This window comes from Serratia liquefaciens, assembly GCF_027594825.1.
In the GTDB taxonomy this organism is placed as follows: Bacteria; Pseudomonadota; Gammaproteobacteria; order Enterobacterales; family Enterobacteriaceae; genus Serratia; species Serratia liquefaciens_A.
The window spans coordinates 2588417-2614080 of sequence record NZ_CP088930.1 but is presented as its reverse complement, the minus strand read 5'-3'; the positions used below and the strand labels follow the sequence as shown (position 1 = coordinate 2614080).

The following is a 25664-nucleotide window of genomic DNA, read 5'->3' as shown; positions in this document are numbered from 1 at the left end:
GCTGGAACAACTGAAACAGCGGGTCTATGCCGCGAATATGGCCCTGCCTGCGCATGGGCTGGTGACTTATACCTGGGGCAACGTCAGCGGCATCGATCGTGAACGGGGGTGGGTGGTGATCAAACCCAGCGGCGTGCCTTATGAAAGCATGCAGCCTGAGGATATGGTGGTGGTGAATATGCAGGGAGAGGTGGTGGAAGGGCATTTACGGCCTTCTTCCGATACCCCTACGCATTTGGCATTGTATCGGGAGTATGCGCAAATTGGCGGTATCGCGCATACCCACTCTACCCATGCCACCGCCTGGGCGCAGGCCGGTAAATCGATACCGGTGCTTGGCACTACCCATGCCGATTATTTTGCCGGGGATATAGCCTGCACGCGTGCCCTGACGGCGGAAGAGGTTGCCGGCGAATACGAGTTGAATACCGGGCGGGTGATCATCGAAACCTTGGGGGGCCATCAGCCGTTGTACACACCGGGCATTATCGTGTTTCAGCACGGCCCTTTCAGTTGGGGTAGCACGCCGGATGAGGCGGTGCATAATGCGGTGGTGCTGGAGGAGGTGGCGAAAATGGCCTGGATCAGCTGCGGTATTAACCCCCAGCTGCGACGTATTGATGACCATCTGCTGGAAAAGCACTTCAATCGTAAACACGGCGCTGCTGCTTATTACGGGCAGGGGTAAAACCGATGAGGTTATCCCCGTTGGTGATTATCCTGGGGTGTTATGGCGGGCTTCAATCAACGATCTCAGGAAAAGGGCGGCCCCTTTTCCTGACTCATTACGCGCCCGTTTCGACCGTCATCTTTTCGTAGCGATCGTTGAGCAGCTCTATCTCCGCCGTCACATTGAACCCTAGCTTTTGGTACAGGGCTTTCAGGTGGGGCTTTTTGGTATCGGCCAGAAGGCCGACTTTATTGAGCCCTTGCCGCCCGGCTTCCTCAACGACACGGTTAATCAGAGATTTTGCTATCCCTCGTCCTCTGCACTCCGGCAGGACGGCCAGGGAATCGATATATATTTCATCGGGATCTGATTCATTTTCCATTTCAGCTCGATGCTCTGTTATGGCCGTGAACCCTGACTCGTCTTCCCCTTTGAAATAGAGGATACAGCCAAGGATTTTTTCCTTGTCCCGAGCCACGAAGACATTTTTATAGCCAAAATACACATCATGGCGGCCGAAGTTCACTTCGTACTGAAAAAGGGCTTCGTTGATATCGTCTTTGCCAGACAGGGCCAATACCGCGTCTTTATCCGCCAGTGCGATAAGCCTTACGACCTCTCCCGCATCAGTTTTTTTAGCGTTGCCAATAATGACATCTTCCATAATCGATTAGTCCTTTCTGTATTCGTCAGGCGCCGTACCCCATCATCTTCAGCAGTTGCTGCGCCTGCTGTACCGCTTCCTGGCGGTGGGCTACGCCCAACTTTTGGTACAGGTTGCGGATATGGGTTTTGATGGTGGTGGCTGCCACGTCCAGTTCGCCGGCGATTTGGTCGTTGCTGTAGCCGGAATAAATCAGCCCCAGTACCTGCCATTCGCGCTGCGTCAGCGGACTGGTGCGGATCAGTTCCGGTACCTGAGGGTGAGTTAGCAGCTTATCGACGAAGTTCTCGTCAAAATGCGCGAACTTATGCCGATGATGCTGGTTGATATCGCGCAGAATACGTTGAGCGCGATGATTTTCCAACTCCGGCAGCGTATTAAGCTGAATCAATTGGCGCAGTTGCTGCGCCATCGCTTCGCCTTCAATGACGAAATGGCTGATAAATCCGGTGCGGCTGGCCAGTGAAAGCGCCTCCATCAGAACTTTTTGCGCGTCGCTTTTACGCTCCATCTGCCAGTAAAGCTGGTTGCTGAGCAACAGGTTACGGTTCAGATCGCTGACCAGACGCAGGCGGCGGGCATTGTCGTTGAGCTCATCGAGCACCACTTCGGCCTCTTCATACTGGCCCAGCATGATCTGCACCCGGGCAATGTTGCGCCACTGGCCCTGCATAAAGTGGTTGTCCGCCATGCCGGGTTTTTCGGTCTGGCGCAGCCATTGGGCCGCGGCTGCGGTGTCGCCGGTCATCTGCCAGTGGATCACCCGCGGTTTGTCGGCATTGGTCAGCCAGTCGCGGTGGTATTGAGAGCCGTGCAGCAGGACTTCGCAACGTTGCATATGCGCATTGGCGTTATCCAGATCGCCGCGCGCCAGCGAGCACTTGGCCAACATGGCAATGCACTGCAACTGCTGTTGGGGCTGGTAGTTGGCCAGGATTTTCAGGCCTTCGCGGGCGGCGTCTTCCGCTTCGTCCAGCCGCGACCAGGACCACAGAATTTGTGAACGGATACGCAGCAAGAACTCGTGCATCGGCAGCTGTTCCAGATGCTGTTCGCGCACCAGCTCAAAAGCTTTGTCCTGCGTTTCGTAAGCGGCCTGCAGGAACCCCTGGGCAATCAGAATTTCGCTCTGCTGCAACAGCGCCCACAGCGCGTAGTGGTATGCCTGATGGCGTCGGGCCATCTGCTCGGTTTGCTGCATCATCGGCAGTGCGCGAGCCAGCTCGCCTTTGCAGTGATGGACTTCGCCGGTGACCGAGGTGGCGACGATGCGGCTGTAATAGCTGGAAAGCGGCAGGAATTTCAGCGCTTCGGTGGCCAGGCGTTCGGCCTCTTCCGGCTTCCCGGCGTTGATTGCCACCTGCGCGCGCAGGGCATCAAATTCGGCGTGCAGGGTGCGATCGACGTCAATTTTATGCTCGCGCATCGCCTGTTCGGCACGCTCCAGCAAGGTGTTCACTTCGATATAGCGGTGCTGACTCTGCGCCAGCCAGGCCTGCAGCAGTGCAAGCTTGGGGTTTTGGATCAGCTTTTCGTAGGGAAGCGCGTTCAGACACTCTTCCAGCAGGGCCAGCTCACTGTGGTGGAACAGCGACCAGGCGTGCTGCAACAGAATATCGCGTAGCATGCTGACGTCACTGGCCGCCAGCGCGTGGTGGATCGCCTCTGCGGGATACCCCAGCGCCAGCCAGCCTTCGGCGGCGGCCCGGTGCAGGCCCGGCAGCTCCAGCGCCAATTCCCATTGGCAACGCTGACGCAGGAAGGTGGCGAACAACGGGTGGAAACAGAACCACTCGCCGCTGTCGTCCATGCGGTGGATAAACAAGCCCTGACGCTCCAGCTCTTCCAGCCGTTGCTGGCCGTTGTCTTCGCCGGTCAGGCGGACGATCAGCGCATCGTTCATGGAACGCAGCACCGAACAACGCAGCAGGAAGGCGCGAGCCTCGGCATCGACGTGATCCAACACTTCGTCCACCAGATAATCCGACAGGTGACTGGCATTAAGGCCCGCCAGGCGTTTGGCCGACTGCTGGGCGGAAGAGGTGGACTGACGGGCGGATAACGCAATGAGCTGCAGCGCGGTAGCCCAACCTTCGACCTCATCGCACAGCCGGCTGCTGTCATGCTGTTCCATGGGGGCCGTCAGGCGGCAGTCAAAGAACTGTTTGGCTTCTTGATGGGTAAACGCCAGCTGCTGCGTGCCCATTTCCAAAAGTTGGTCACGCACGCGCAGGTTGGCAATGCCCAACGGCGGCAAGGTGCGGGACAGCAGGATCAGCGTCAGATTTTCCGGCTGGTGGCGCAGGAAAAAGCGCATGGCTTCATGAATCACGTCATTGGTGATCAGATGGTAGTCGTCAATCACCAGATACAGTGGCTGATGCCAGTCGGAAAGCTCGATAAACACTTGGGCGAACAGTGCCGACAGGCTGGCGTACTGATGCTTTTGACTCAGTGCTTCGCTTTTGACGCAGTGGCCGCCGCTGGCGTGTTGCAAGGCGGCGATCAGGTAGCTGGCGAAGCGCTCGGGCTGGTTGTCGCTTTCATCCAGCGAATACCAGCCTAAATCTGATTTGCCGGCCGCCCACTGAGCGACCAGCGTCGTTTTCCCGTATCCCGCAGGGCAATTGACCAATGTCAGACGATAGTTGGCCGTGCTGGCTAATTTGGCCAGCAGGCGATCGCGGATCACGGTATTTTGCAGCCGTACCGGACGGCTCAGTTTTGATGGGATTAGCATAGTATTCCAGAGTGAAAATCGCGGTTTCCGTAGCCGTTGGCCTGCCCGTTGACGTTCATTGCATCGCGACGCCTGCCGGGATCGGAGTGGGGTTAATTATTTTATGGCTCGTAATTAATCCCCCTCCTAACTTCTGACAACGTTAAACGTATTGCAACAAGGTTCCGCATCGGCTTGGAGTTATATTGCTATTGATCACACTTTTTTACGTTTACAGCTAAAGCCCTGTGGAAGCGTGGTGTTTTAGCGCGCTTAAGTGACGCAGGTACAGGAAAGCATTTATGGGCGCGCAGGCGACTGTAGCCTCTGCAATAACTGTGCTAACGTCATTGAACAAGTTTTCACCTTGTTCTCAGTGCTCACTGCGTCCGTCGGTGGGCTTTTTTGCATGATGCAAGGGAGTCAAAAAGTGCCTGAGATCACAATTTTAGCTACGCCCCAATCCTCCTCCCCAGCTAATCCCCAGGCGGGATGATGCCTTCACTCTTTCTCCCCGGCACGATAACGCTAATTTGACCCACTTACTGGATAGAGAGTTTTTTATGTCCCAGCCTACGCTTAAAAAGGATGCTTTCCTGGCGGCACTGACCCGTCAGTGGCAAAAGTTTGGCCTCAGTTCTGCACAACAGATGACTCAGCACCAATGGTGGGAGGCGGTAAGCGCGGCATTGGCCGAGCAGTTGGCTGCACAACCTGCACCGCGCAAAAGCAGCAAGCCGCTGCGCCACGTGAACTACATTTCGATGGAGTTTCTGATTGGTCGCCTGACGGCCAACAACCTGATTAACCTGGGCTGGTATGACACCGTCGAGCAGGCATTGGCGGAACAGGATATCAAGCTGGCGGATCTGCTGGAGCAGGAAACCGATCCGGCGTTAGGCAATGGCGGGCTGGGGCGTTTGGCGGCCTGTTTCCTGGATTCGATGGCGACGGTGGAGCAACCGGCCACCGGCTACGGGTTGAATTACCAATACGGGCTGTTCCGCCAGTCGTTTAGCGACGGCCAGCAGCAGGAAGCGCCGGATAACTGGCAGCGCGAAAGCTACCCGTGGTTCCGCCACAACGCCGCGCTGTCGGTGGATGTGGGCATCGGCGGGAAACTGGAGAAATTGGCCGATGGCCGCGAACTGTGGCGCCCGGCATTTACCCTGCGCGGCGAGGCCTGGGATCTGCCGGTATTGGGCTTCCGCAATGGCGTGACTCAACCGCTGCGCCTGTGGCAGGCGACTCATCAGCATCCGTTTAATCTGAGTGATTTCAACGACGGTAAATTCCTGCAGGCGGAGAAGCAGGGCGTTGAAGCGGCCAAGCTGACCAAGGTGCTGTACCCGAATGACAACCACCAGGCGGGCAAGCGCCTGCGCCTGATGCAACAATACTTCCAGTGTGCCTGCTCGGTGGCGGATATCCTGCGTAAGCACCATCTGGCGGGCCGCAAGATTGAAGATCTGCCGAAGTACGAAGTGATCCAGCTTAACGACACCCACCCGACCATCGCCATTCCGGAAATGCTGCGCATTCTGTTGGATGAACATCAGTTGGCGTGGGATGCCGCCTGGGCCATCACCAGCAAGACCTTCGCCTACACCAACCATACCCTGATGCCGGAAGCGCTGGAGTGCTGGGATGAGAAGCTGGTACGCAGTCTGCTGCCCCGCCACTTCTCCATCATCAAGCAGATCAACGCCAACTTCAAAAAGCTGGTGGACCAACACTGGCCGGGTGACGACGCGGTGTGGGCCAAGTTAGCGGTGCACCATAACAAGCAGGTTCGCATGGCTAACCTGTGCGTGGTCAGCGGCTTTGCGGTCAACGGTGTGGCGCAATTGCACTCCGATTTGGTGGTGAAAGATCTGTTCCCGGAATACCACCAACTGTGGCCGAACAAATTCCACAACGTCACCAACGGCATCACGCCGCGCCGCTGGCTGAAGCAGTGTAACCCGGCGCTGTCTGGGCTAATCGACGAAACGCTGAAGGTGGAGTGGGCTAACGATCTTGACGCGTTGAAAGGGTTGGAGAAGTTTGCCGATGACGCGGCGTTCCGTCAGCGCTATCAGCAAATCAAACGCGATAATAAAGTTGTATTGGCCAATTATGTGCACGACGTCATGGGGTTGAAACTGAACCCGGACGCGATTTTCGACGTGCAGATCAAGCGCCTGCACGAATACAAACGCCAGCACCTTAACCTGCTGCATATCCTGTCGCTGTATCGCCAACTGCGCGATAACCCTCAGTTGGATATCGTACCGCGCGTGTTCCTGTTTGGCGCCAAAGCGGCTCCGGGCTATTACCTGGCGAAAAATATCATTTATGCGATCAACCAGGCGGCTTCGAAGATCAACAACGATCCGCTGGTGAAGGATCGCCTGAAAGTGGCGTTTATTCCTGATTACCGCGTTTCCGTCGCTGAGCTGATGATCCCGGCCGCGGATATCTCCGAACAGATCTCCACCGCCGGTAAAGAAGCTTCTGGGACCGGCAACATGAAGCTGGCGTTAAACGGCGCGCTGACCGTCGGCACGCTGGATGGCGCTAACGTGGAAATCGCCGAGCAGGTGGGCGAAGACAACATCTTTATCTTCGGCAACACCGTGGATCAGGTGAAGGCGCTGCTGGCGAAAGGCTACGATCCGCTCAGCTACCGCAAGAAAGACAAACACCTGAAAGCGATTTTGGACGAATTGGCGAGCGGCGCATTCAGCAACGGCGACAAGCATGCTTTCGACATGATGCTGCACAGCCTGCTGGAGGGCGGCGACCCTTATCTGGTGCTGGCGGACTTTGCTTCTTACTGCAAAGCTCAACAGCAGGTAGACGAACTCTATCGTGACCGTGATGAATGGACGCGTCGTACTATTCTTAACACCGCACGCGTTGGGATGTTCAGTTCGGATCGCTCGATCCGCGACTACCAGCAGCGTATCTGGCAAGCCAAGCGTTAAGGAGAGCGAATGGATCGCAAGGTCATCGATCAGGCGGCAGCTCAGGCGGGTATCGCTGCCGATTATATTAATGCCCATGGTCAACAGCAGGCGATCGCTGAGGACACCAAGCGCAGGCTGCTGGACGCCATGGGTCGGAGCGCCAAACCGCAGGAGGCTGCGGTGACGCCGCTGCCGGCGGTGAAGGTGTTTTATCAGGGTGCGCCGGTGGCATTGCCGCTGGCGGGCAGCGGTGAGTATCAGTGGACGCTGCTGCGTGAAGACGGCGGCCGGCAGCAAGGCCGCGCCAGCGCACGCAAAACCTTCACCCTGCCGGCTGAATTGCCAACGGGCTACCATCAACTGACGCTGACACAGGGCGAACAGCAGTGGCAGTGCCGGTTGATTGTGGCGCCGAAACGCTGCTTCGAACCGGATGCCTTGTTGACCGGCAAGAAGCTGTGGGGCGCTTGCGTCCAGCTTTATACCCTTCGCTCCGATCGCAACTGGGGCATCGGCGACTTTGGCGACCTGCGCCAGATGGTGGAGCAGGTCGGTGAACGGGGCGGCGCTTTTGTCGGACTGAACCCGATTCACTCGCTGTATCCGGCCAACCCGGAAAGTGCCAGCCCGTACAGCCCGTCATCGCGCCGCTGGCTGAACGTGATCTATATCGATGTGAATGCGGTGGAAGATTTCCAACGCAACGAAGCCGCCCAGCAATGGTGGCTGAAACCGGCAACGCAAAAAAAGCTGGCGGAGGCCCGTGGCAGCGATCGGGTGAATTACACCAAGGTGACGCAGCTTAAGCTGGCGGCGTTGCAATTGGCATTCCCGCTGTTCCAGTCGCGCAAACCCGGTGACGAGCAGCGCCAGGCATTCGAGCAGTTTGTTATCGACGGCGGTGAAAGTTTGTATCAGCAGGCGGCATTCGACGCGCTGCATGCTCATCTTGCGGCCGCTGATGACAGCCTGTGGGGTTGGCCGGCCTGGCCGAAAGAATATCAGCAGGGTGACAGCGCTGCGGTAAAGCAATTTTGTCAGCAGCAGCAAGAACAGGTGCGATTTTACCTGTGGCTGCAGTGGCTGGCTGCCAGCCAGTTCGCCGACTGTTTCCGCCAGAGTCAGCAACAGCAGATGCCGATTGGCCTGTATCGCGATCTGGCGGTTGGCGTGGCGGAAGGGGGAGCGGAAACCTGGTGCGAACGCGAGCTGTATTGCCTGAAAGCCTCGGTTGGCGCACCGCCGGACATTCTCGGGCCGCTGGGGCAAAACTGGGGGCTGCCGCCGATGGATCCGCATGTGATGGCGGCTCGTGGCTATCAGCCGTTTATCGATCTGCTGCGCGCCAATATGACCAGCTGCGGTGCGCTGCGTATTGATCATGTGATGGCGTTACTGCGTTTATGGTGGATCCCTTACGGTGAAACCGCCGTTCACGGCGCCTACGTGAAATATCCGGTAGATGATCTGCTGGCGGTGCTGGCGCTGGAAAGTCAACGTCACCGCTGCATGGTGATTGGTGAGGACCTCGGTACCGTTCCGGTGGAAATCGTCGGCAAGCTGCGCGACAGCGGCGTTTATTCCTATAAGGTGCTGTACTTCGAACGCGACGGCGAGAACCACTTCCGCGCCCCGCAGGCCTATCCGGTTCAGGCGATGGCGACCATCACCACGCACGACCTGCCGACGCTGCGCGGTTATTGGCAAAGTGGCGATCTGAAGCTTGGCAACAAGCTGGGGCTGTATCCGGACGCGGAGATCCTGAAAGAGCTGTTCGCCGATCGCGAACGCGCCAAGCAGGGGTTACTGGACGGTTTGCATCACTATGGCTGTGTGCCGCAGAAAGTGGGTAAAAAGGCGGCGTTGTTGAATATGAGCCCGCTGCTTAACCGTGGTTTGCAGCGTTATGTTGCCGACAGCGCCAGCGCCTTGCTGGGTCTGCAGCCGGAAGACTGGCTGGATATGGCGGACCCGGTCAATATTCCCGGCACCAGCAATCAGTACCCTAACTGGCGGCGTAAACTGACTAAAACTCTGGAAGAGATGTTTGCCGATCAGCAGGTCAATCGCCTGCTGAAGGATTTGGACAAGCGGCGGCGCAAGGTCTCGGTGGGGTAATTGCACATCGTGAAAATGCCGGATTGGCTTAACCTAATCCGGCATTTTTTTATCCGCCCTGGGCAGGCAGCCCTGGTTCAGGAGATCAGTAGTAAGAGTGCTCGCCGCGCTGGTGCTCGGTCAAATCGCGCACGCCTTTCAGTTCAGGGAACTTCTGCAGCAGCTCTTTCTCGATGCCTTCCTTCAGCGTCACGTCGACCATTGAACAACCGTTACAGCCGCCGCCGAACTGCAGGATGGCCAGGCTATCATCGGTGATTTCCATCAGCGTCACGCGGCCGCCGTGGCCGGCCAGCTGTGGGTTGATCTGCGACTGCAGCACGTATTCAACACGTTCCATCAGCGGTGCGTTGTCGTCTACCTTGCGCATTTTGGCGTTTGGCGCTTTCAGCGTCAGCTGCGAGCCCAGTTGGTCGGTGACGAAGTCGATTTCGGCATCTTCCAGATACGGTTTGCTCAGCTCGTCGATATAGGCGGACAGCTTTTCGAACTTCAGCTCGGTGTCTGTCGCTTCCACGGCGTCCGGCGGGCAATAAGAGACACCGCATTCGGCCGTAGGCGTACCCGGGTTGATCACGAATACGCGGATTTGGGTGCCTTCCTCTTGGTTTGCCAGCAGTTTGGCAAAGTGTTCCTGTGCAGTATCTGTTATACGAATCATGGCATTAGCTCGTTAGTTCAAATAGTTGACTTTAATACTAGGTTATAATACGCCCATTGCCCTGGCACTACAACGTGCGGCAAACGCACCAGATCTGGATCGATGCGACTCCCTGCCGCTGCAACAACTTAGCGATTTCCATGACCGTGCTGCCGGTCGTCACCACATCGTCCAGCAGGGCGACGTGTCGGCCCGTCATGGCTTCATGGCAACGAAACGCACCGCGCAAATTGCGCCGCCGCGCGCGGGCCGATAGCCGTAGCTGCGGGGCCGTTTTACGCACCCGGCTCAGGGCGGCGGAGCGATAATCGCACCCTAGCCAGTGGGCCAGCGGCCGCGCCAGCAGATCGCTCTGATTATAGCCGCGCCGCCAGCAACGTTTTGCCTGTAAGGGTACCGCTAAAATGATATCGGGTCTGTTCAGATATTGCTCTCGATGCGCCTGTTGCCAGTTCAGCAGGATTAGCCGCGCCAGCAGCGGGGCCAGCTCCGGCGTGTGCTGAAACTTGAACTTTTTTATCAGTTGGCGCAGCGGCGCGGCGTAGCCATTGACGAACACCAGCGCCTGCCAGGGTGGCGGCTGTTGCAGGCAGCGGCCACAAGGTAATCTGGCATCGCCGGCGGGCAGGCCGCAGCGGGGGCAGCACAAAGGTTTGGCGGGCATGTGGCGCAGGCAGTAGCTGCAGATCCCCTGACCATGAAGACGCAGCGACTGTCGGCATAGCCAACAGCGGCTCTGGATTGATAGCATAACCGTCCTCCCTGACGGATGAGAATGAAAGGACAATAACGGATGAGTGCGTTGTACTGGCAAACAATAGGTGAAGGCGATCGCGATCTTGTGCTGCTCCACGGCTGGGGGCTGAATGCCGAAGTGTGGCATTGCATGATTGAGCGACTGACGCCGCATTTCCGCCTGCATCTGGTCGACCTGCCGGGCTATGGCCGTAGCCTGGGATTTGGCCCGATGTCACTCGAACAGATGGCGGAAACCGTAATGGCAGCGGCGCCGGCGAAGGCCTGGTGGCTGGGCTGGTCGCTGGGCGGGCTGGTGGCCAGCCAGATTGCATTGCTGCAGCCGCAACGGGTGAGCGGGTTGATCACCGTAGCTTCATCACCCTGTTTTGCCGCTCAGGATGACTGGCCGGGGATCCGCCCGGAGGTGTTGAGCGGTTTTCAGCATCAGTTGGGGCAGGATTTTCAGCGTACCGTAGAGCGTTTTCTGGCATTGCAGACGCTGGGAACGGAAAGCGCGCGGCAAGATGCCCGCCTGCTGAAATCGGTGGTACTTAACCAACCGATGCCAAGCGTTGAGGTATTAAACGGTGGGCTGGAAATACTGCGAACTGCCGATTTGCGCCAGCCGCTGGCCAAGCTGCCGTTGCCGCTGTTGCGGGTTTACGGTTATCTGGACGGATTGGTCCCGCGAAAGGTCGCCGGGTTGCTCGATGTCAGTTGGCCAAACTCGCCATCAATCATCATTGCAAAAGTGGCTCATGCGCCTTTTATTTCCCAGCCTGATGAATTCGCAGAAATAATTGGCACCTTTGTGGCCGAAAATGGGATCTGACCCCAAATCGCACAATAAAGCGCTAAAAAAAGAGCCGCTTAGTGGATAAAAAATAAACCTGTTCGATACTTAGGTGGGTAACTGCGTTGGCTGCAAAATGAAAAAACGCGTGCGTATTTTCATTCGGCGTTTCGTCTCTGGGAAAACGGTCTCGTCAGGGAAAGCAACGAGGTCCGAAGATGTCACGGCAGCCAGTGTTATCGCGCATTTACTCTGGACGGCTTTCATAACAAATAAATTATCCCTTGAGAGGTATGGTAATGAAATCTTTGAAAATGATTGTTGCAGCGTTAGTTGTGGGTTCCGTGTCTTTCAGCACCCTGGCGGCGACCTTGCTGACCAAGGAAGATCTGGATAAGAATCCGGGTAAATACGAGAAGCTCGGTACGGTAACCACCACCGCACAAACCACATCGCCGATGGATGCTAAAGAAGAGCTGTCCAAACTGGCTGATGAGAAAGGCGGACAATATTACGTGATCCTGGCAGGCCGTGAGCACGGCAAGTTCAGTGCTATCGCCGAAGTGTACAAAGACAAGCAATAATCCAGAAGGGGGCGCGTCTCGTGCCGCGCCCCACCTCTCAGTGTTTTAACCGATATATCACCGTACTGCTGCACGCTTTGCCTTCTGGACAGCTTTTGCAACTGCCGCTCAGGCAAGCGCTGTTATCCTGCTCGATACGCTCCACTTTTCCCATCGCGACCAAACGCTCCAGCATTGCCTGCACCAGCGGCAGCGGGGCCGCCAACTGACGGCTGAGCTGAAGCGCCTGCACGCTACCGTGCAGCGCCAATGTGTCGCGGATCTGCAGCAGGCCGGCCATCAGTGGCAATTGCCCTTGGCACCCTGACAACAGGCCGCCGGAGTGGCGTTGCTCAGGCGTACCGTGACCCGACTACGTGCCCGACGCAGGCCGAACAGGATCAGCAGATTGAACACCACCACGATGGCGATCGCCGTCAGGCTGTACTGCGGATGCTGGCTGAAGGTGGCAATCTGATAAAACAGCGTGGCCAGCGAGTAGGCGACGTTCAATCCCCAGAGAATGGAGAAGGTCATCCAGCCGCGGCTGGATTCGCGGGCGATGGCCCCCATCACCGAGACGCAAGGGACGTACAGCAAGACAAAGATCAGGTAACTGTAGGCCGAAACCCCGGAACCGAATTTGCTGCTCATAACGCCCATTGAGCCGACGTCCATTTCCCCGTCGCCTTTGCTGGCCTCAATCGGGTTGGACAGTACGCTCAGGCTGAAGGTGTCTTTCAGCCCTTGCCAGGTGGTGTCCAATGCGCCACCCAGTTCATCCAGCAGGTTAAAGTTGGCGGCATCAAACTCGGTGCTATTGATATGTTCGGCGGTGTACAGGGTATTTAGCGTACCGACCACCACTTCTTTCGCCATGGCACCGGTCACCAGGCCGACGGTTGCCTGCCAGTTGTCGCTGTGCACACCCATCGGTTTCAGCAGCGGCGTCAACACCTTGGAGACCGACGCCAGCGCCGAGTCATTAATGTTATCCACCGGTTTGCCGCTGAACGAAAAGCTGTTCAGGCCGCCAATAAAGATGCTGGCAATCACAATCACCTTACCGGCGCGCAGCACGAAGCCTTTCAGGCGCTGCCAGGTTTGCAGCAGCAGGCTTTTCAGGTGCGGTACGTGGTAAACCGGCAGCTCCATCACGAAGGGGGAGGCTTCACCGCGCATGATGGTGTACTTCAACACCAATCCGGTGAGGATCGCCACCACAATGCCGAGCATATACAAGGAGAACACCACCCCCGCGCCGTCCTGGCCAAAGAAGGCGGCAGCAAACACGGCGAAGATTGCCAACCGGGCACCGCAGGACATGAAGGGTGCCATCATGATGGTAATCAGGCGTTCGCGCTGCGCATCCAGCGTGCGGGCACCCATGATTGAAGGAACGTTACAGCCGAAGCCGACGATCAGCGGCACGAAGGACTTGCCGGGCAACCCGAGCGCCTGCATCAGGCGATCCATCACGAATGCCGCACGCGCCATATAGCCGGAGTCTTCGAGGAACGACAGGAACAGGTACATCATGCCGATTTGCGGCACCAGCGGCAGCACGGTGTTGATACCGCCACCGACCCCCTGCGCCAGGAAAATGGTCAGCCATTCAGGGAAGTGCAGGGTATAGCCCAACCATTGAATACCCTGAATAAAGATTGCCGCCGAGCCGATATCGAAGATCGGTTGCAGTGCGCCGCCGAGGTTGATGGCCAGCAGGAACATCAAATACATCACCAGCAGGAAGATGGGCACCCCTAACCAGCGATTGAGGATCACTTTATCCAGCGCTTCGGTCAGGCGGTTCGGCATGGCCTGCTGTGAATTGCTGACGGCATCGCACAGGGTGGCGATTGACTGATAACGCGCATCGGCAATCACCAGGGCCGGGTCTTCCTGTTGCTGCCGTTGCAGCGCCTGTCTGGCGGCCGGCAGCAGGGCCGCCGCAGGGCCGGCAAGCTGGTGGCTGTAGATATCGCCTTCCAGCATCTGCAGCGCCAGCCAGCGGCGTTGCTCGCTTGGCAGGGTCTGCGGCATGGCGTCGCTCAGCGTGGTCATTTCCTTGAGCAGCAACGGCGGGTAGTTCACCAGCGCTCTTAATTCGTTGAACTGATGGTTGTCGATCATCTGCTTCAGCACGCCAATGCCGTCGGCTTTGGTGGACACCATCGGCACCACCGGGCAGCCGAGACGCGCTGACAGTGCCGCGATATCGATATTAATTTTTTGGCTTTTGGCGATATCCAACATATTCAGCGCGACAATGCAGGGGATGCCCAGCTCCAGCAGTTGCAGCGTCAGATACAGATTGCGTTCCAGGTTGGAGGCATCGACCACGTTGATCAGCAGATCGGCGTCGCCGCTGAGAATGTAGTGACAGGCAATTTGCTCGTCGAGTGAGGTTTGCTCCGAGATGGTGGTCAGGGAGTAGGTGCCGGGCAGATCGACCAGTTTCACCTGCGATTGCGGCGTGGTGAACAGGCCTTCTTTGCGCTCAACCGTCACGCCAGCCCAGTTACCGACCCGCTGGCGCGCCCCGGTCAGCTGATTGAACAGCGTGGTTTTTCCGGAGTTGGGGTTGCCTATTAAGCCAATCGTGAGTTTTTTCATAGTTTAGCGTGATATCAGTCGAAGAAAATTGGGCCAGGCGATGAGCATGGCCAAGGCACAACGGCTCAGGATTGGCCGTCTAGCAGGATCAGGGCCAGATCTTTCCGGCGCAGCACCAGGCTGACGCGGCGGGTTTTGATTTCTATGGGATCACCCAATGGCGCTACGCGTACCACTTCAAACGACGACCCTGGCAGCATGCCGAGGGATAAAAGTTTTTGGCGATAAGCCGGGCCGATTTCATTGGCGAAGCCGGCGATCTTATAAGATCGTTTAGGCAGAAGATGCATGTAACCTTCTCTAAGCCCAGGCTATTGGGCTGGTGATGATAAAAGAACGTTCCAATGGCAGTCCCGAGATAAAAACCACGGGCTGCCGACGCTTTCAATCCATGAGGCAATGCAGTGAACACGCAAAATAATAATAGTGAGAATAATTATCGTATTCAATACAAAAAATAGGGGTATTGGTAGCCAAAGGTTGTGGCGATCACATTTAGTGAATGCAATTGCCTGACAGCGCTATTTTTATCACCGCGCCGGGCGGGGTGCAAATGCGAATGGTGAGTTAAATCAGTTACGTTATTGTAGTAATTTTTTCTACTTTGAAAAAATTAACGACATATTCGACTGCTTTTATTCGATGGCGTCACTATCGGTATTTATTTGGCAACATTTAACAGGCTGAATACGAGCGCTAACCATTTGTGTTTCGCTGGGAAATGCTGAAATGAGAATTTAATGTTAATAACGATGTTAATGAATGGCGATTCGACGCTTTTTTCGGGCTTAACGTCGGAGTGATTATTGCTGTCGGTGACGCGGAAGAATAATGCAGTTTTATTGAGGCGGGTCAAAAAAAGGTGAGGATATTTAGCGGAAAAGGGAGAGGTTAACCCCTCCCTGTGCATCTTGCGTTTTGACTACGACTTTTTGCCGAAGGCGGCAGCCAGTGCGTCGCCCATGGCGCTGTTGCCAGCCGAGGTGTTGCCACCGCGCGGTTTAGCCTTATTGGCCTGCGGTCGGGTAGCGTTGTCCCGGGCCGGCGCCGAATTGCCGCCCCGGCGTGGGGAACCTTCACCCGGTTGCTCGTCCAGGCGCATGCTCAATGCGATGCGTTTACGTTGCAGATCCACTTCCATCACCTTCACTTTGACGATATCGCCGGCTTTCACCACGGTGTGCGGATCTTCGACAAACTTGTCCGCCAGCGAGGAGATATGCACCAGTCCATCCTGATGCACGCCGATATCCACAAAGGCACCGAAGTTGGTGACGTTGGTGACCGAACCTTCCAGGATCATTCCCGGTTGCAGGTCGTTGAGGGTTTCCACGCCTTCGGCGAAGGTTGCGGTTTTGAATTCCGGACGAGGATCGCGGCCCGGTTTCTCCAGCTCCTTCAGGATGTCGGTCACCGTCGGCACACCGAACTTCTCGTCGGTAAAGTCGCTGGCCTTCAGGCTACGCACCGCCGCCGGGTTGCCCATCAGATCCTGCAGAGCCTGACGAGTTGCCGCCAGAATGCGTTCGACCACCGGGTAGGTTTCCGGGTGAACCGTCGAGGCGTCCAGCGGATTGTCGCCGTGATTGATACGCAGGAAGCCGGCGCACTGTTCAAAGGCTTTCGGCCCCAAGCGGCTGACTTTCAGCAGCTGTTCGCGGTTGCTGAAGCGGCCGTTTTCGTCGCGCCAGGTGACGATGTTCTGCGCCATCATGCGCGTCAGGCCAGCTACGCGGGTCAACAGCGGCACCGAGGCGGTGTTCAGATCGACGCCGACGGCATTCACGCAGTCTTCGACCACGGAATCGAGCTTTTTCGCCAGTTGGCTTTGGCTGACGTCATGCTGATACTGGCCGACGCCGATGGATTTCGGGTCGATTTTGACCAGCTCGGCCAGCGGATCCTGCAGACGACGTGCGATGGATACCGCCCCGCGCAGCGAGACGTCGAGGTTAGGGAACTCCAGCGCCGCCAGTTCGGAAGCGGAGTACACCGAAGCGCCGGCTTCGCTGACGATCACCTTCTGCGCTTTGACTTCGCTGAACTGCTGTTGCAAGTCGAGGTAAAAGCGTTCGGTCTCGCGCGATGCGGTGCCGTTGCCGATGGCGACCAGCTCCACTTTATGCTTGATGCACAGTGCGGCGACGATGGCTGCGGCTTTGGCGGCCTGGCCCGTGTGCGGGTAAACGGTGTCGGTGGCGACCAGCTTGCCGGTAGCATCGACTACCGCCACTTTGACCCCGGTACGCAGGCCCGGATCCAGCCCCATGGTGGCGCGCATACCGGCCGGTGCCGCCATCAGCAGGTCATGCATGTTACGGGCAAAGACGTTGATCGCTTCGTCTTCCGCACGTTCGCGCACGGTGCTCATCAGTTCGGTTTCCAGATGCAGCAGCACCTTGATACGCCAGGTCCAGTTGACCACCGCTTTGCGCCAGGCGTCCGCCGGAGCATCATTCAGGCGCAGATCCAGGTGGCTGATGATGATCTGCTCCGCCTGGCTTTCGCGTGGGGCTTCTTCAAACTGAGGATCGGCATTCAGCGCCAGCTGCAGTACGCCTTCGTTACGGCCGCGGAACATGGCCAGCGCACGGTGCGATGGCACCTGGGCAATGGGTTCATGGTGATCGAAATAGTCGCGGAACTTGGCCCCGGCCTCTTCTTTGCCTTCCACCACTTTGGACACCAGATGCGCATGTTTCCACAGGTAGTTACGGACCTTGGCCAGCAATGCGGCGTCTTCGGCGAAACGCTCCATCAGGATGTAACGCGCGCCGTCAAGGGCGGCTTTTACGTCCGCCACGCCTTTGTCTGCATCAACGTAGCCTTCGGCCAGTTGTTCAGGTTGCTGCTGAGGATCCTGCCACAGGGTGTCCGCCAGAGGCTCCAGACCGGCTTCAATCGCGATCTGACCGCGGGTGCGGCGCTTGGGTTTGTAAGGCAGGTAGAGGTCTTCGAGTTCGGTTTTGCTTTGCGTGGCGGTGATCGCCGTCGCCAGCTGTTCGGTCAGTTTGCCCTGCTCGTCGATCGATTTAAGGATGGTCTGACGGCGGTCTTCCAGTTCACGCAGATAACCCAGGCGGGTTTCCAGCTGGCGCAGTTGGGTATCGTCCAGACCCCCGGTGACTTCCTTACGATAGCGTGCAATAAAGGGCACGGTATTACCTTCATCCAGCAGACGGATGGCGGAGTCAACTTGCTCCGGCCGGGCCTGCAGTTCTGTTGCAATAATGCGGCTCAGTGGGTCATTCATAAGTCTGGTATCTGTTGAGAACGGTTGGTAAACAGGGGGACAGTTATACGGATTGCGCGGGGAAAATGCCAGTGGAGCGGGCCGCCTCTCGACAGTCATAGCGCGTAAAGCGGCCTGTACTGCGGCGGCGGGCGGCCGCTCGGAAAAAACTGAAATCTTATTTTACGTACTCGATCTCATTCACGTACCACAGGGCATCGCCGACCGGCGTATTGACGGTGGCTGCATCGCCCACTTCTTTTTTAAGCAGCGCGCGGGCCATAGGCGAATCGATGGAGATGTAGTCTCGGCGGCCAAAAATTTCGTCATAGCCGACGATGCGGAAGCGTTTAATGTCGCCGTCCTCATTTTCTACCACCACCCAGGCGCCGAAAAACACTTTGCCTTCCTGCTGCGGCGAGTAATCGACAATCTTCAATTGCTCGAGGCATTTGGTCAGGTAGCGCACGCGGCGATCGATTTCCCGCAGTCGCTTTTTATTGTACTGATAATCGGCATTTTCACTTCTGTCGCCGAGGCTGGCTGCCCAGGTCACTTTTTTGGTGACCTCTGGCCGATCTTCGCGCCAGAGAAAGTCTAATTCCTGCTTTAGCTTGTCGTAACCTTCGCGGGTTATCAGCTGCGTTCTCATCGTGGTTCCGCCTTTAGGGGCATATCAAAGGGAAGGACGTCATTGCATTGGCAAAGTGTCGCACAAACTCGCATCGGGCTGTAGGCTGCTGTTGCACAATCAAATGAGCGTTAATCATCGGCTACGCGGCAAAATTGCCGGTGCTCGCGTTTCTTATCGCCCCGGCTGAGTTACACTGCCGAATCAGCCGTCGGGTATGCCCGCCTGCCATAAGACGCGGTGCTTGTAAATTTAACCTATGCGCATCGGGATTTTGGCGGATCGTCGCGGGCATTTTGATGAAAATTGTTGATAAATGGGCAAAAGAATAAGCTTTGTAACAATTTCGTCTAGAATATATACCATTAAACGCTGTCCGAAATGACAGGGTTTTTTAACAATATTCACGTCAGGCAATAAAGCCTTTGGGAGTAATACAATGCAAGAGAATCATAAGATTCTGGTCGTCGATGATGACATGCGCCTGCGTGCGCTTTTAGAGCGTTATTTAACCGAACAGGGTTTTCAGGTTCGCAGCGTAGCCAACGCTGAGCAAATGGATCGCTTGCTGACTCGTGAATCATTCCACCTGATGGTGCTGGACCTGATGTTGCCGGGCGAAGACGGGCTTTCCATCTGCCGCCGTCTGCGCAGCCAAAGCAACCCTATGCCGATCATTATGGTTACCGCCAAAGGTGAAGAAGTCGACCGTATCGTTGGCCTGGAAATCGGCGCCGACGATTACATCCCAAAACCCTTCAACCCGCGCGAACTGCTGGCCCGTATCCGCGCAGTGTTGCGCCGTCAGGCCAATGAACTGCCGGGCGCTCCCTCACAGGAAGAGGCGGTGATCGCCTTTGGTAAATTCAAACTGAACCTGGGCACCCGCGAAATGTTCCGCGAAGACGAGCCTATGCCGTTGACCAGCGGTGAGTTTGCGGTGCTGAAGGCGCTGGTGAGCCATCCACGCGAGCCGCTTTCACGCGATAAGCTGATGAACCTGGCCCGAGGCCGTGAATACAGCGCCATGGAACGCTCCATCGACGTGCAGATTTCTCGTTTGCGTCGCATGGTAGAGGAAGATCCTGCGCATCCACGCTACATCCAGACCGTTTGGGGTCTTGGCTACGTCTTCGTCCCGGACGGCAGCAAGGCATGAGACGATTGCGCTTTTCACCGCGTAGCTCGTTTGCCCGAACCCTGCTATTGATCGTCACCCTGCTGTTCGTCAGCCTGGTGACGACCTATCTGGTGGTGCTGAACTTTGCCATCCTGCCCAGCCTGCAGCAGTTCAATAAGGTGTTGGCCTACGAAGTTCGTATGCTGATGACCGACCGGCTGCAGCTGGAGGATGGGACGCTGTTGGAAGTGCCGCCGGCGTTCCGTCGCGAAATCTATCGCGAACTGGGAATTTCTCTCTACACCAATTCTGCGGCGGAGGAGAGCGGCCTGCGCTGGGCGCAGCACTACCAATTCCTCAGCCAGCAAATGGCGCAGCAGCTCGGCGGGCCAACCGACGTCCGGGTGGAAGTGAACAAAAACTCACCGGTAGTGTGGCTGAAAACCTGGCTGCAGCCGGATATCTGGGTGCGTGTTCCGCTGACTGAAATTCACCAGGGCGATTTCTCGCCGCTGTTCCGCTATACCCTGGCGATTATGCTGTTGGCGATCGGCGGCGCCTGGCTGTTTATCCGTATTCAGAACCGCCCGCTGGTGGAGCTTGAGCACGCCGCTTTGCAGGTGGGTAAGGGCATCATTCCACCGCCGCTGCGTGAGTATGGCGCATCGGAAGTCCGTTCGGTAACGCGGGCCTTTAATCAGATGGCGTCGGGCGTCAAGCAGCTGGCGGACGACCGCACATTGCTGATGGCCGGGGTGAGCCACGACCTGCGTACGCCACTGACGCGTATCCGTCTGGCGACCGAGATGATGAGTGCCGAAGACGGTTACCTGGCGGAGTCGATCAATAAAGATATTGAAGAGTGCAACGACATCATTGAGCAGTTTATCGATTATCTGCGCACTGGCCAGGAGATGCAGACAGAAATCAGCGACTTGAATAGCATTCTGGGCGAAGTGGTGGCCGCCGAGAGTGGCTATGAGCGGGTGATTGAAACCGCTTTGGCGCCGGGCGAGCTGATGATGAATGTGCATCCACTGTCGATCAAGCGTGCGGCGGTGAATATGGTGGTGAATGCGGCGCGTTACGGCAACGGCTGGATCAAAGTCAGCAGCGGCCGTGAGCTGCAGCGCGGCTGGTTCCAGGTGGAAGACGACGGTCCTGGCATCAAGCCGGAAGAGCTGAAGCATCTGTTGCAGCCATTTGTCCGTGGTGACAGCGCGCGCAGTACCAGCGGGACCGGGCTGGGCCTGGCTATCGTACAGCGCATTATCGATGGGCATCATGGCGCACTGGATATCGGCACCAGCGAACGCGGTGGGCTGTTGATCCGGGCTTATATTCCGTTACCGATGGAGAAAAAAGAGTCGGGCAACGGGCATCAGGCAGCGAAAGACACCGCCAAACTCCCCTGACAGTGAGGTTGCCCTGTCAGGGCTTTCTGCTCATCACGTAGTACTCCGCCGCTTCTTCATGCAGAAGCCTACCGGTGCTGGCTTGCCAGGGATCGATTAACTCAATGCCGCAATGGATAAAGTCTTGGGTATTGCGCGTGGCCAGGGTGGCACCGTAATGCAGGCAGGTGGCGGCGATTTGGGTGTCAGGAAAGCTGACGCCGATGCCTTGGCGGCGGTTGGCACCCATTAATTCCGCATGCTGCAGAGCGCAGCCAGTATCAAAGGGCAAAACTCTTTCCGAAAACTCCTCATGCAGCATGACACCGAGATTGGTTTGCAACTCGGACTGTCTTTTGCCATAGGGCATACGGGCTATGCCGGTATAGAGTTCCGCGACTACGACAGCGCTCAGATAGAATTGATAGGTGTCTTGTTGGTCCAGCCACCTTAAGACGTGATAATGAGGCGCCGGACGCAGCAATTCTAAAACTACATTGGTATCGAGAATAATCATACCTGGTCATCGTCGTCGTCAAAGGTGACAATCCGCGGCGGTGTTTTATCACGCGGCGGGATCTCCAGCTCAACGCCACCCAATTCGGCAAAGTGTTGATGCATACGCGTGCCTAAACCATAGCGCGGCGGTTTTTTCACTAAGGCCTGTTTCAAAATCATTCGAGCTTCCTCCTCCATGGAATGGCCATTTTTTGCTGCCGAGACGCGCAGCAACTCCTTTACTTCGTCGTCCAGATTTCTGACGGTTATGGTAGCCATTGAAACCTCCTTTGCTATCAATGATTGCACTGCATTATTATCACTTTGTGCTGCTCAAAAAACAACCGATTAAAATAAAAAAAGGCGTGGTATCCACGCCTTAGATGAAGCTGTAAAAAAGAAGGTATTACAGTTTTGGACCGGCGCTGACCAGTGCGGCACCTGCCGGGGTGTCAGTGTATTTGTCAAAGTTGGTGACAAAACGCTCGGCCAAATCCTGTGCTTTCTCTTGCCATTGCTCAAGGCTGGCGTAAGTGGCGCGGGGATCCAGAATGTCCGGGTTAACGCCCGGCAGTGAGGTTGGCATCGCCAGATCGAAGATAGGCAGAGTAATGGTTTCTGCCTTATCGATTTCACCGCTGAGGATCGCATCGATAATGCCGCGAGTATCTTTGATCGAAATGCGTTTACCGGTGCCGTTCCAGCCGGTGTTGACCAGGTAGGCCTGGGCACCCGCAGCCTGCATGCGCTTCACCAGGACTTCGGCGTACTGCGTTGGGTGCAGCGACAGGAAGGCTGCGCCGAAGCAGGCGGAGAAGGTTGGGGTCGGCTCGGTCACGCCGCGTTCGGTACCGGCCAGCTTGGCGGTAAAGCCGGACAGGAAGTGGTACTGGGTCTGGTTGGCGGTCAGGCGAGAAACCGGTGGCAGCACGCCGAAGGCGTCTGCGGTCAGGAAGATCACCTTGGTGGCGTGGCCAGCCTTGGAAACCGGCTTGACGATGTTCTGGATGTGATAGATCGGGTAGGAAACGCGGGTGTTCTCGGTTTTCGAGCCGTCGTTGAAATCAATCGTACCGTCGGCCAGCACCGTGACGTTTTCCAGCAGCGCATCGCGTTTGATGGCGTGATAGATATCCGGCTCGGCTTCTTCGGACAGCTTGATGGTTTTGGCGTAGCAACCACCTTCGAAGTTGAACACGCCGTCGTCATCCCAGCCGTGTTCGTCATCGCCAATCAGCTGGCGTTTTGGATCGGTGGACAGGGTGGTTTTGCCGGTGCCGGACAGGCCGAAGAATACCGCCACGTCGCCTTTTTCACCCACGTTGGCCGAGCAGTGCATGGAAGCGATGCCTTTCAGCGGCAGCAGGTAGTTCATCATGGAGAACATACCCTTTTTCATTTCGCCGCCGTACCAGGTGCCGCCAATCAGCTGCATGCGTTCGGTCAGGTTGAAAGCGACAAAGTTCTCCGAGTTCAGGCCCTGTTGCTGCCAGTTCGGGTTAGTGCATTTGGCGCCGTTCATCACCACGAAGTCCGGTTCGAAATCCTGCAGTTCTTCTTCCGTCGGGCGAATGAACATGTTTTTGACGAAGTGTGCCTGCCAGGCAACCTCGGTGATAAAACGGACTTTCAAGCGTGAGTCGGCATTGGCGCCGCAGAAGGTATCCACCACAAACAGGCGTTTGCCGGAGAGCTGCGTGGTGACCAGCTGTTTCAGGTCAGCCCAAATTTCCGGACTGAGGGGTTTGTTGTCGTTTTTTCCTTTGCCCTGATCGGCCCACCAGACGGTGTCGCGGGTGATGTCGTCACGGACGATGTACTTATCTTTCGGGGAACGGCCGGTAAAAATACCGGTGTCGACGGATACAGCACCCAGCTTGGTTACGACCCCACGTTCATAACCTTCCAGAGATGGGTCTGTTTCTTCCTTGAACAGCAAGTCATAACTCGGGTTGTGAACGATTTCGCCGACGTTATGAATCCCATAAGCGGCCAGATCCTGAGGGGTTATACCTTTAACACGCATGTCACTACTCCTTGGTCACAGAATTTCTGGCGCCAATTGTAGGGATTCAGCAGCGAGTAACCGCGATAGGTATCAAATATTTAACGTTTTAGTCGGTTTTTCGTTACGATCTGAGAGATAGCACACGGAAAAAAGCAAACGTGCAAACGAGGTGAATGAGCGGGCGCAGGGCGCGCCCGCCGATATGGGGTGCTACTTAGTGCAACTGCTCGCTTTCGTCGGTGTTACCAGTGTACAAGGCGGCAACATCCACGGCGTCAAACACATAGTGATTGCCGCAGTAATCGCAGTGCATATCAATATTGCCATCCTGCTCGAGCATTTGGGCCACTTCTTCCGCCGGCAGGGTGATCAGCGCATCAGCGCAACGCTGGCGTGAACAGGTGCAACGGAAGATCACGTCCTGCGGTTCATACAGCGTGACTTCTTCCTGGTGATACAGGCGATACAGCACTTCGTTGGCCGGCAGGCTGAACAGCTCTTCGCTTTTCACCGTGTTGGTCAGCTGTACCAGATGATCGAAATCATCGGCATTGCCGTCCTGCGCCGGCAGTACCTGCAGCAACATACCGCCCGCGGCCGGTTGGCCTTCGAACTCGCCGGTGCGGATGAACAGACGGGTTGGCAGCTGTTCGGACTGGCGGAAGTAAGCCTCAAGGCATTCGGCCAGCGTTTCGCCTTCCAGTGCCACTACGCCCTGATAGCGCTCGCCTTCGGTTGGCGCGATGGTGATCACCATGACGCCATTGCCGATCAACTGATGCAGCGTGCTGTCATCGGCGATTTCGCTCTGTACGCGCGCTACGCCACGCATTTCCTGGCGGTTATTGCCGTTAATCACCGCCAGCTTCAGCGGGCCGTCGCCCTGCAATTGTACGGTGATATCGCCGTCGAACTTCAAGGTTGCGGTCAGCAGGCTGGTGGCTACCAGCAACTCACCCAGCAGTTTTTTAACCGGCGCCGGGTAATCATGGTTGTTCAGGACCTGCTGATAGGTTCCGCTGACGGTAACCAGCTCACCGCGCACCGCGTAGTTTTCAAACAGGTAACGGTGCAATTGGTCATGGTTAGACATAGTTTTCTCTCATTGCGGCGAGGGGTTATTCCTGCTCACCAAATTTAAATTTAATCAGGTCGCGCCGCTCTTTCTTGTCCGGACGGCGGTCCGGATGCGGCATGGTCAGCGCATTCATCTTGCGTGCGAGCGCCACTTTCTCTCGGTTGGCGATGCTGGCTTCGGTTTCCTGATACATTTGCTGCGCCTCGTCGGCGCCGCGCCGTTGGCTGGCCAGAGCCAGGACGATCACCGTGCGCTCATCATTACCCTGACGCAGCTTGATCTCGGCATTGAGCTCGACAATCTTGCTCGGCTTACCGCGCTGTCCGTTGTAGTGCACCTTGCCGCCGTCGATCATGTCCCGCGCCAACGCGCGGGTTTTGTAGAAACGAGCCGCCCAAAGCCATTTATCCAGCCGGACCGCGTCGTCCCGTGTTTCCTTATCTTTCATTGCTCCCCCTTGGCTAACGCCGGAATCAACAGGCGGTAGTCGCGCATTGCCGGGTAGTGTCGGAAAGTTTTCTCCGCCATGCTGGAGTCCGGATTCTGAACGCCCAGGCAATAGCGGATCCCGAAGGTGCGGGCAGCATCCAGAATAGGTTCACCGTCGTCGACGAACAGGGTGCGTTGCGGATCAAATCCGGTGTGTTGCTGCACGGCCTGCCACAAACGCTGATCTTCTTTCGGATAACCAAATGTGTGGGTAGAAAGTAATAAATCAAGGTGCCGATCCAAACCGGTATGCTCAATTTTTACCGCCAGGCTGTGCGGATGGGCGTTGGTCAACAGAATAGTCTGGTGACCTGCGGCTCGCAATGCCTGCAAAAAGGGCTCGGTGTCTTCACGCAGGCGAGCTCGGCTGCCGACCTCCGTGGTCATGCGGTAAATATCAAGATCCAGCCGTTCGCTCCAGTAGTCGAAGCAGTACCAGTTCATGGTGTGCTGTACTGCCAGATATTCCTGGTGAATGATTTTACGCGCTTCGTCGAACGGAATAGCACGCTGCTCGCTCAGGGCCTGTGGTACCAGGCTGAGCCAAAAGTGGCTGTCGAACTCCAGATCGAGCAGGGTGCCGTCCATATCCAGCAGCACGGTATCAATTTCACGCCAGTCAAACTCGGGAACCATGAAAACTCCATAGGCGAACAGTCGCGGGTCCGCAGGATAAGGGGAATAGCGTTAGCCTAGCATAAAGTGGGTGACAGGAAGCAGG

General features: G+C 56.7%; 22 protein-coding genes. 7 read left to right on the top strand and 15 right to left on the bottom strand.

All coding sequences use genetic code 11. The features are described from left to right. Position 1: 1 nt before the first annotated feature. Complete coding sequence (locus tag LQ945_RS11960) at positions 2-688, top strand: L-ribulose-5-phosphate 4-epimerase (protein WP_270102982.1); 687 nt, start codon at positions 2-4, stop codon at positions 686-688. A 97-nt stretch (positions 689-785) separates the two neighbouring features. On the opposite strand, the gene LQ945_RS11955 is transcribed toward LQ945_RS11960, so the two are convergent. Together LQ945_RS11955 and malT are read right to left on the bottom strand one after the other, a co-directional pair. Further along, on the bottom strand, positions 786-1334 hold the full coding sequence (locus LQ945_RS11955) for a GNAT family N-acetyltransferase (RefSeq protein ID WP_270102930.1): 549 nt from the start codon (positions 1332-1334) through the stop codon (positions 786-788). A gap of 25 nt (positions 1335-1359) precedes the next feature. Then, a complete protein-coding gene (malT, locus tag LQ945_RS11950; protein ID WP_044554796.1) occupies positions 1360-4074 on the bottom strand; it encodes an HTH-type transcriptional regulator MalT in 2715 nt (904 codons plus the stop codon). Positions 4075-4616: 542 nt separating this feature from the next. Between malT and malP the strand changes: the two genes are divergently transcribed. Together malP and malQ are read left to right on the top strand one after the other, a co-directional pair. Continuing rightward, entirely contained in the window at positions 4617-7022 is a 2406-nt protein-coding gene (malP, locus tag LQ945_RS11945) for a maltodextrin phosphorylase (protein WP_270102929.1), read from the top strand. Between the two features lie 9 nt (positions 7023-7031). Beyond that, complete coding sequence (gene malQ, locus LQ945_RS11940) at positions 7032-9122, top strand: 4-alpha-glucanotransferase (protein WP_270102928.1); 2091 nt, start codon at positions 7032-7034, stop codon at positions 9120-9122. Positions 9123-9207: 85 nt separating this feature from the next. On the opposite strand, the gene nfuA is transcribed toward malQ, so the two are convergent. Then, positions 9208-9783 (bottom strand): Fe-S biogenesis protein NfuA, encoded by a 576-nt coding sequence (gene nfuA / locus LQ945_RS11935; RefSeq protein ID WP_006328556.1) that lies wholly within the window; start codon positions 9781-9783, stop codon positions 9208-9210. Between the two features lie 67 nt (positions 9784-9850). Next, on the bottom strand, positions 9851-10534 hold the full coding sequence (gene gntX, locus LQ945_RS11930) for a DNA utilization protein GntX (protein WP_270102927.1): 684 nt from the start codon (positions 10532-10534) through the stop codon (positions 9851-9853). 42 nt (positions 10535-10576) lie between these two features. On the opposite strand from gntX, the gene bioH reads away from it, so the two are divergent. Then, positions 10577-11353 (top strand): pimeloyl-ACP methyl ester esterase BioH, encoded by a 777-nt coding sequence (bioH, locus tag LQ945_RS11925; protein ID WP_270102926.1) that lies wholly within the window; start codon positions 10577-10579, stop codon positions 11351-11353. Between the two features lie 260 nt (positions 11354-11613). Further along, entirely contained in the window at positions 11614-11898 is a 285-nt protein-coding gene (locus tag LQ945_RS11920; protein ID WP_044554791.1) for a YdgH/BhsA/McbA-like domain containing protein, read from the top strand. 37 nt (positions 11899-11935) lie between these two features. Here LQ945_RS11920 and LQ945_RS11915 read toward each other — a convergent pair whose 3' ends face one another. The 5 genes from LQ945_RS11915 to greB form a co-directional block, all read right to left on the bottom strand. After that, positions 11936-12178 carry a FeoC-like transcriptional regulator gene (locus LQ945_RS11915; RefSeq protein ID WP_270102925.1) on the bottom strand — a complete coding sequence of 81 codons (243 nt, stop codon included), beginning with the start codon at positions 12176-12178 and terminating at the stop codon, positions 11936-11938. After that, positions 12178-14493 carry a Fe(2+) transporter permease subunit FeoB gene (gene feoB / locus LQ945_RS11910; RefSeq protein ID WP_262241584.1) on the bottom strand — a complete coding sequence of 772 codons (2316 nt, stop codon included), beginning with the start codon at positions 14491-14493 and terminating at the stop codon, positions 12178-12180. Before feoB ends, LQ945_RS11915 begins: the two co-directional genes overlap by 1 nt. A gap of 65 nt (positions 14494-14558) precedes the next feature. Then, positions 14559-14783, bottom strand: a complete 225-nt coding sequence (gene feoA, locus LQ945_RS11905) for a ferrous iron transporter A (RefSeq protein WP_037426593.1) — start codon at positions 14781-14783, stop codon at positions 14559-14561. Positions 14784-15415: 632 nt separating this feature from the next. Continuing rightward, complete coding sequence (locus LQ945_RS11900; RefSeq protein ID WP_182824119.1) at positions 15416-17746, bottom strand: Tex family protein; 2331 nt, start codon at positions 17744-17746, stop codon at positions 15416-15418. 157 nt (positions 17747-17903) lie between these two features. Next, entirely contained in the window at positions 17904-18377 is a 474-nt protein-coding gene (gene greB / locus LQ945_RS11895; RefSeq protein WP_044554786.1) for a transcription elongation factor GreB, read from the bottom strand. Positions 18378-18795: 418 nt separating this feature from the next. Here greB and ompR point away from each other — a divergent pair, with 418 nt between their 5' ends. Together ompR and envZ are read left to right on the top strand one after the other, a co-directional pair. After that, positions 18796-19515, top strand: coding sequence for a two-component system response regulator OmpR (ompR, locus tag LQ945_RS11890; protein WP_004709363.1), 720 nt, complete (start codon positions 18796-18798; stop codon positions 19513-19515). Next, positions 19512-20891 (top strand): two-component system sensor histidine kinase EnvZ, encoded by a 1380-nt coding sequence (gene envZ / locus LQ945_RS11885; protein WP_044554785.1) that lies wholly within the window; start codon positions 19512-19514, stop codon positions 20889-20891. Before ompR ends, envZ begins: the two co-directional genes overlap by 4 nt. Before the next feature lie 16 nt (positions 20892-20907). Here the strand turns inward: envZ and LQ945_RS11880 are convergent, their stop codons facing one another. From LQ945_RS11880 to yrfG, 6 genes are all read right to left on the bottom strand, one after another. Continuing rightward, positions 20908-21387 (bottom strand): type II toxin-antitoxin system VapC family toxin, encoded by a 480-nt coding sequence (locus LQ945_RS11880; RefSeq protein ID WP_270102924.1) that lies wholly within the window; start codon positions 21385-21387, stop codon positions 20908-20910. After that, positions 21384-21647, bottom strand: a complete 264-nt coding sequence (locus tag LQ945_RS11875) for a FitA-like ribbon-helix-helix domain-containing protein (protein WP_044554783.1) — start codon at positions 21645-21647, stop codon at positions 21384-21386. Before LQ945_RS11875 ends, LQ945_RS11880 begins: the two co-directional genes overlap by 4 nt. A 127-nt stretch (positions 21648-21774) precedes the next feature. Beyond that, positions 21775-23394, bottom strand: coding sequence for a phosphoenolpyruvate carboxykinase (ATP) (gene pckA / locus LQ945_RS11870; RefSeq protein ID WP_044554782.1), 1620 nt, complete (start codon positions 23392-23394; stop codon positions 21775-21777). A gap of 196 nt (positions 23395-23590) precedes the next feature. Continuing rightward, positions 23591-24469 (bottom strand): Hsp33 family molecular chaperone HslO, encoded by an 879-nt coding sequence (hslO, locus tag LQ945_RS11865; RefSeq protein WP_270102923.1) that lies wholly within the window; start codon positions 24467-24469, stop codon positions 23591-23593. Between the two features lie 25 nt (positions 24470-24494). Further along, positions 24495-24902 (bottom strand): ribosome-associated heat shock protein Hsp15, encoded by a 408-nt coding sequence (hslR, locus tag LQ945_RS11860; RefSeq protein WP_182824111.1) that lies wholly within the window; start codon positions 24900-24902, stop codon positions 24495-24497. Then, positions 24899-25579 carry a GMP/IMP nucleotidase gene (gene yrfG, locus LQ945_RS11855; protein ID WP_044554780.1) on the bottom strand — a complete coding sequence of 227 codons (681 nt, stop codon included), beginning with the start codon at positions 25577-25579 and terminating at the stop codon, positions 24899-24901. The genes hslR and yrfG overlap by 4 nt, the downstream gene beginning before the upstream one ends. Positions 25580-25664: the final 85 nt, after the last annotated feature.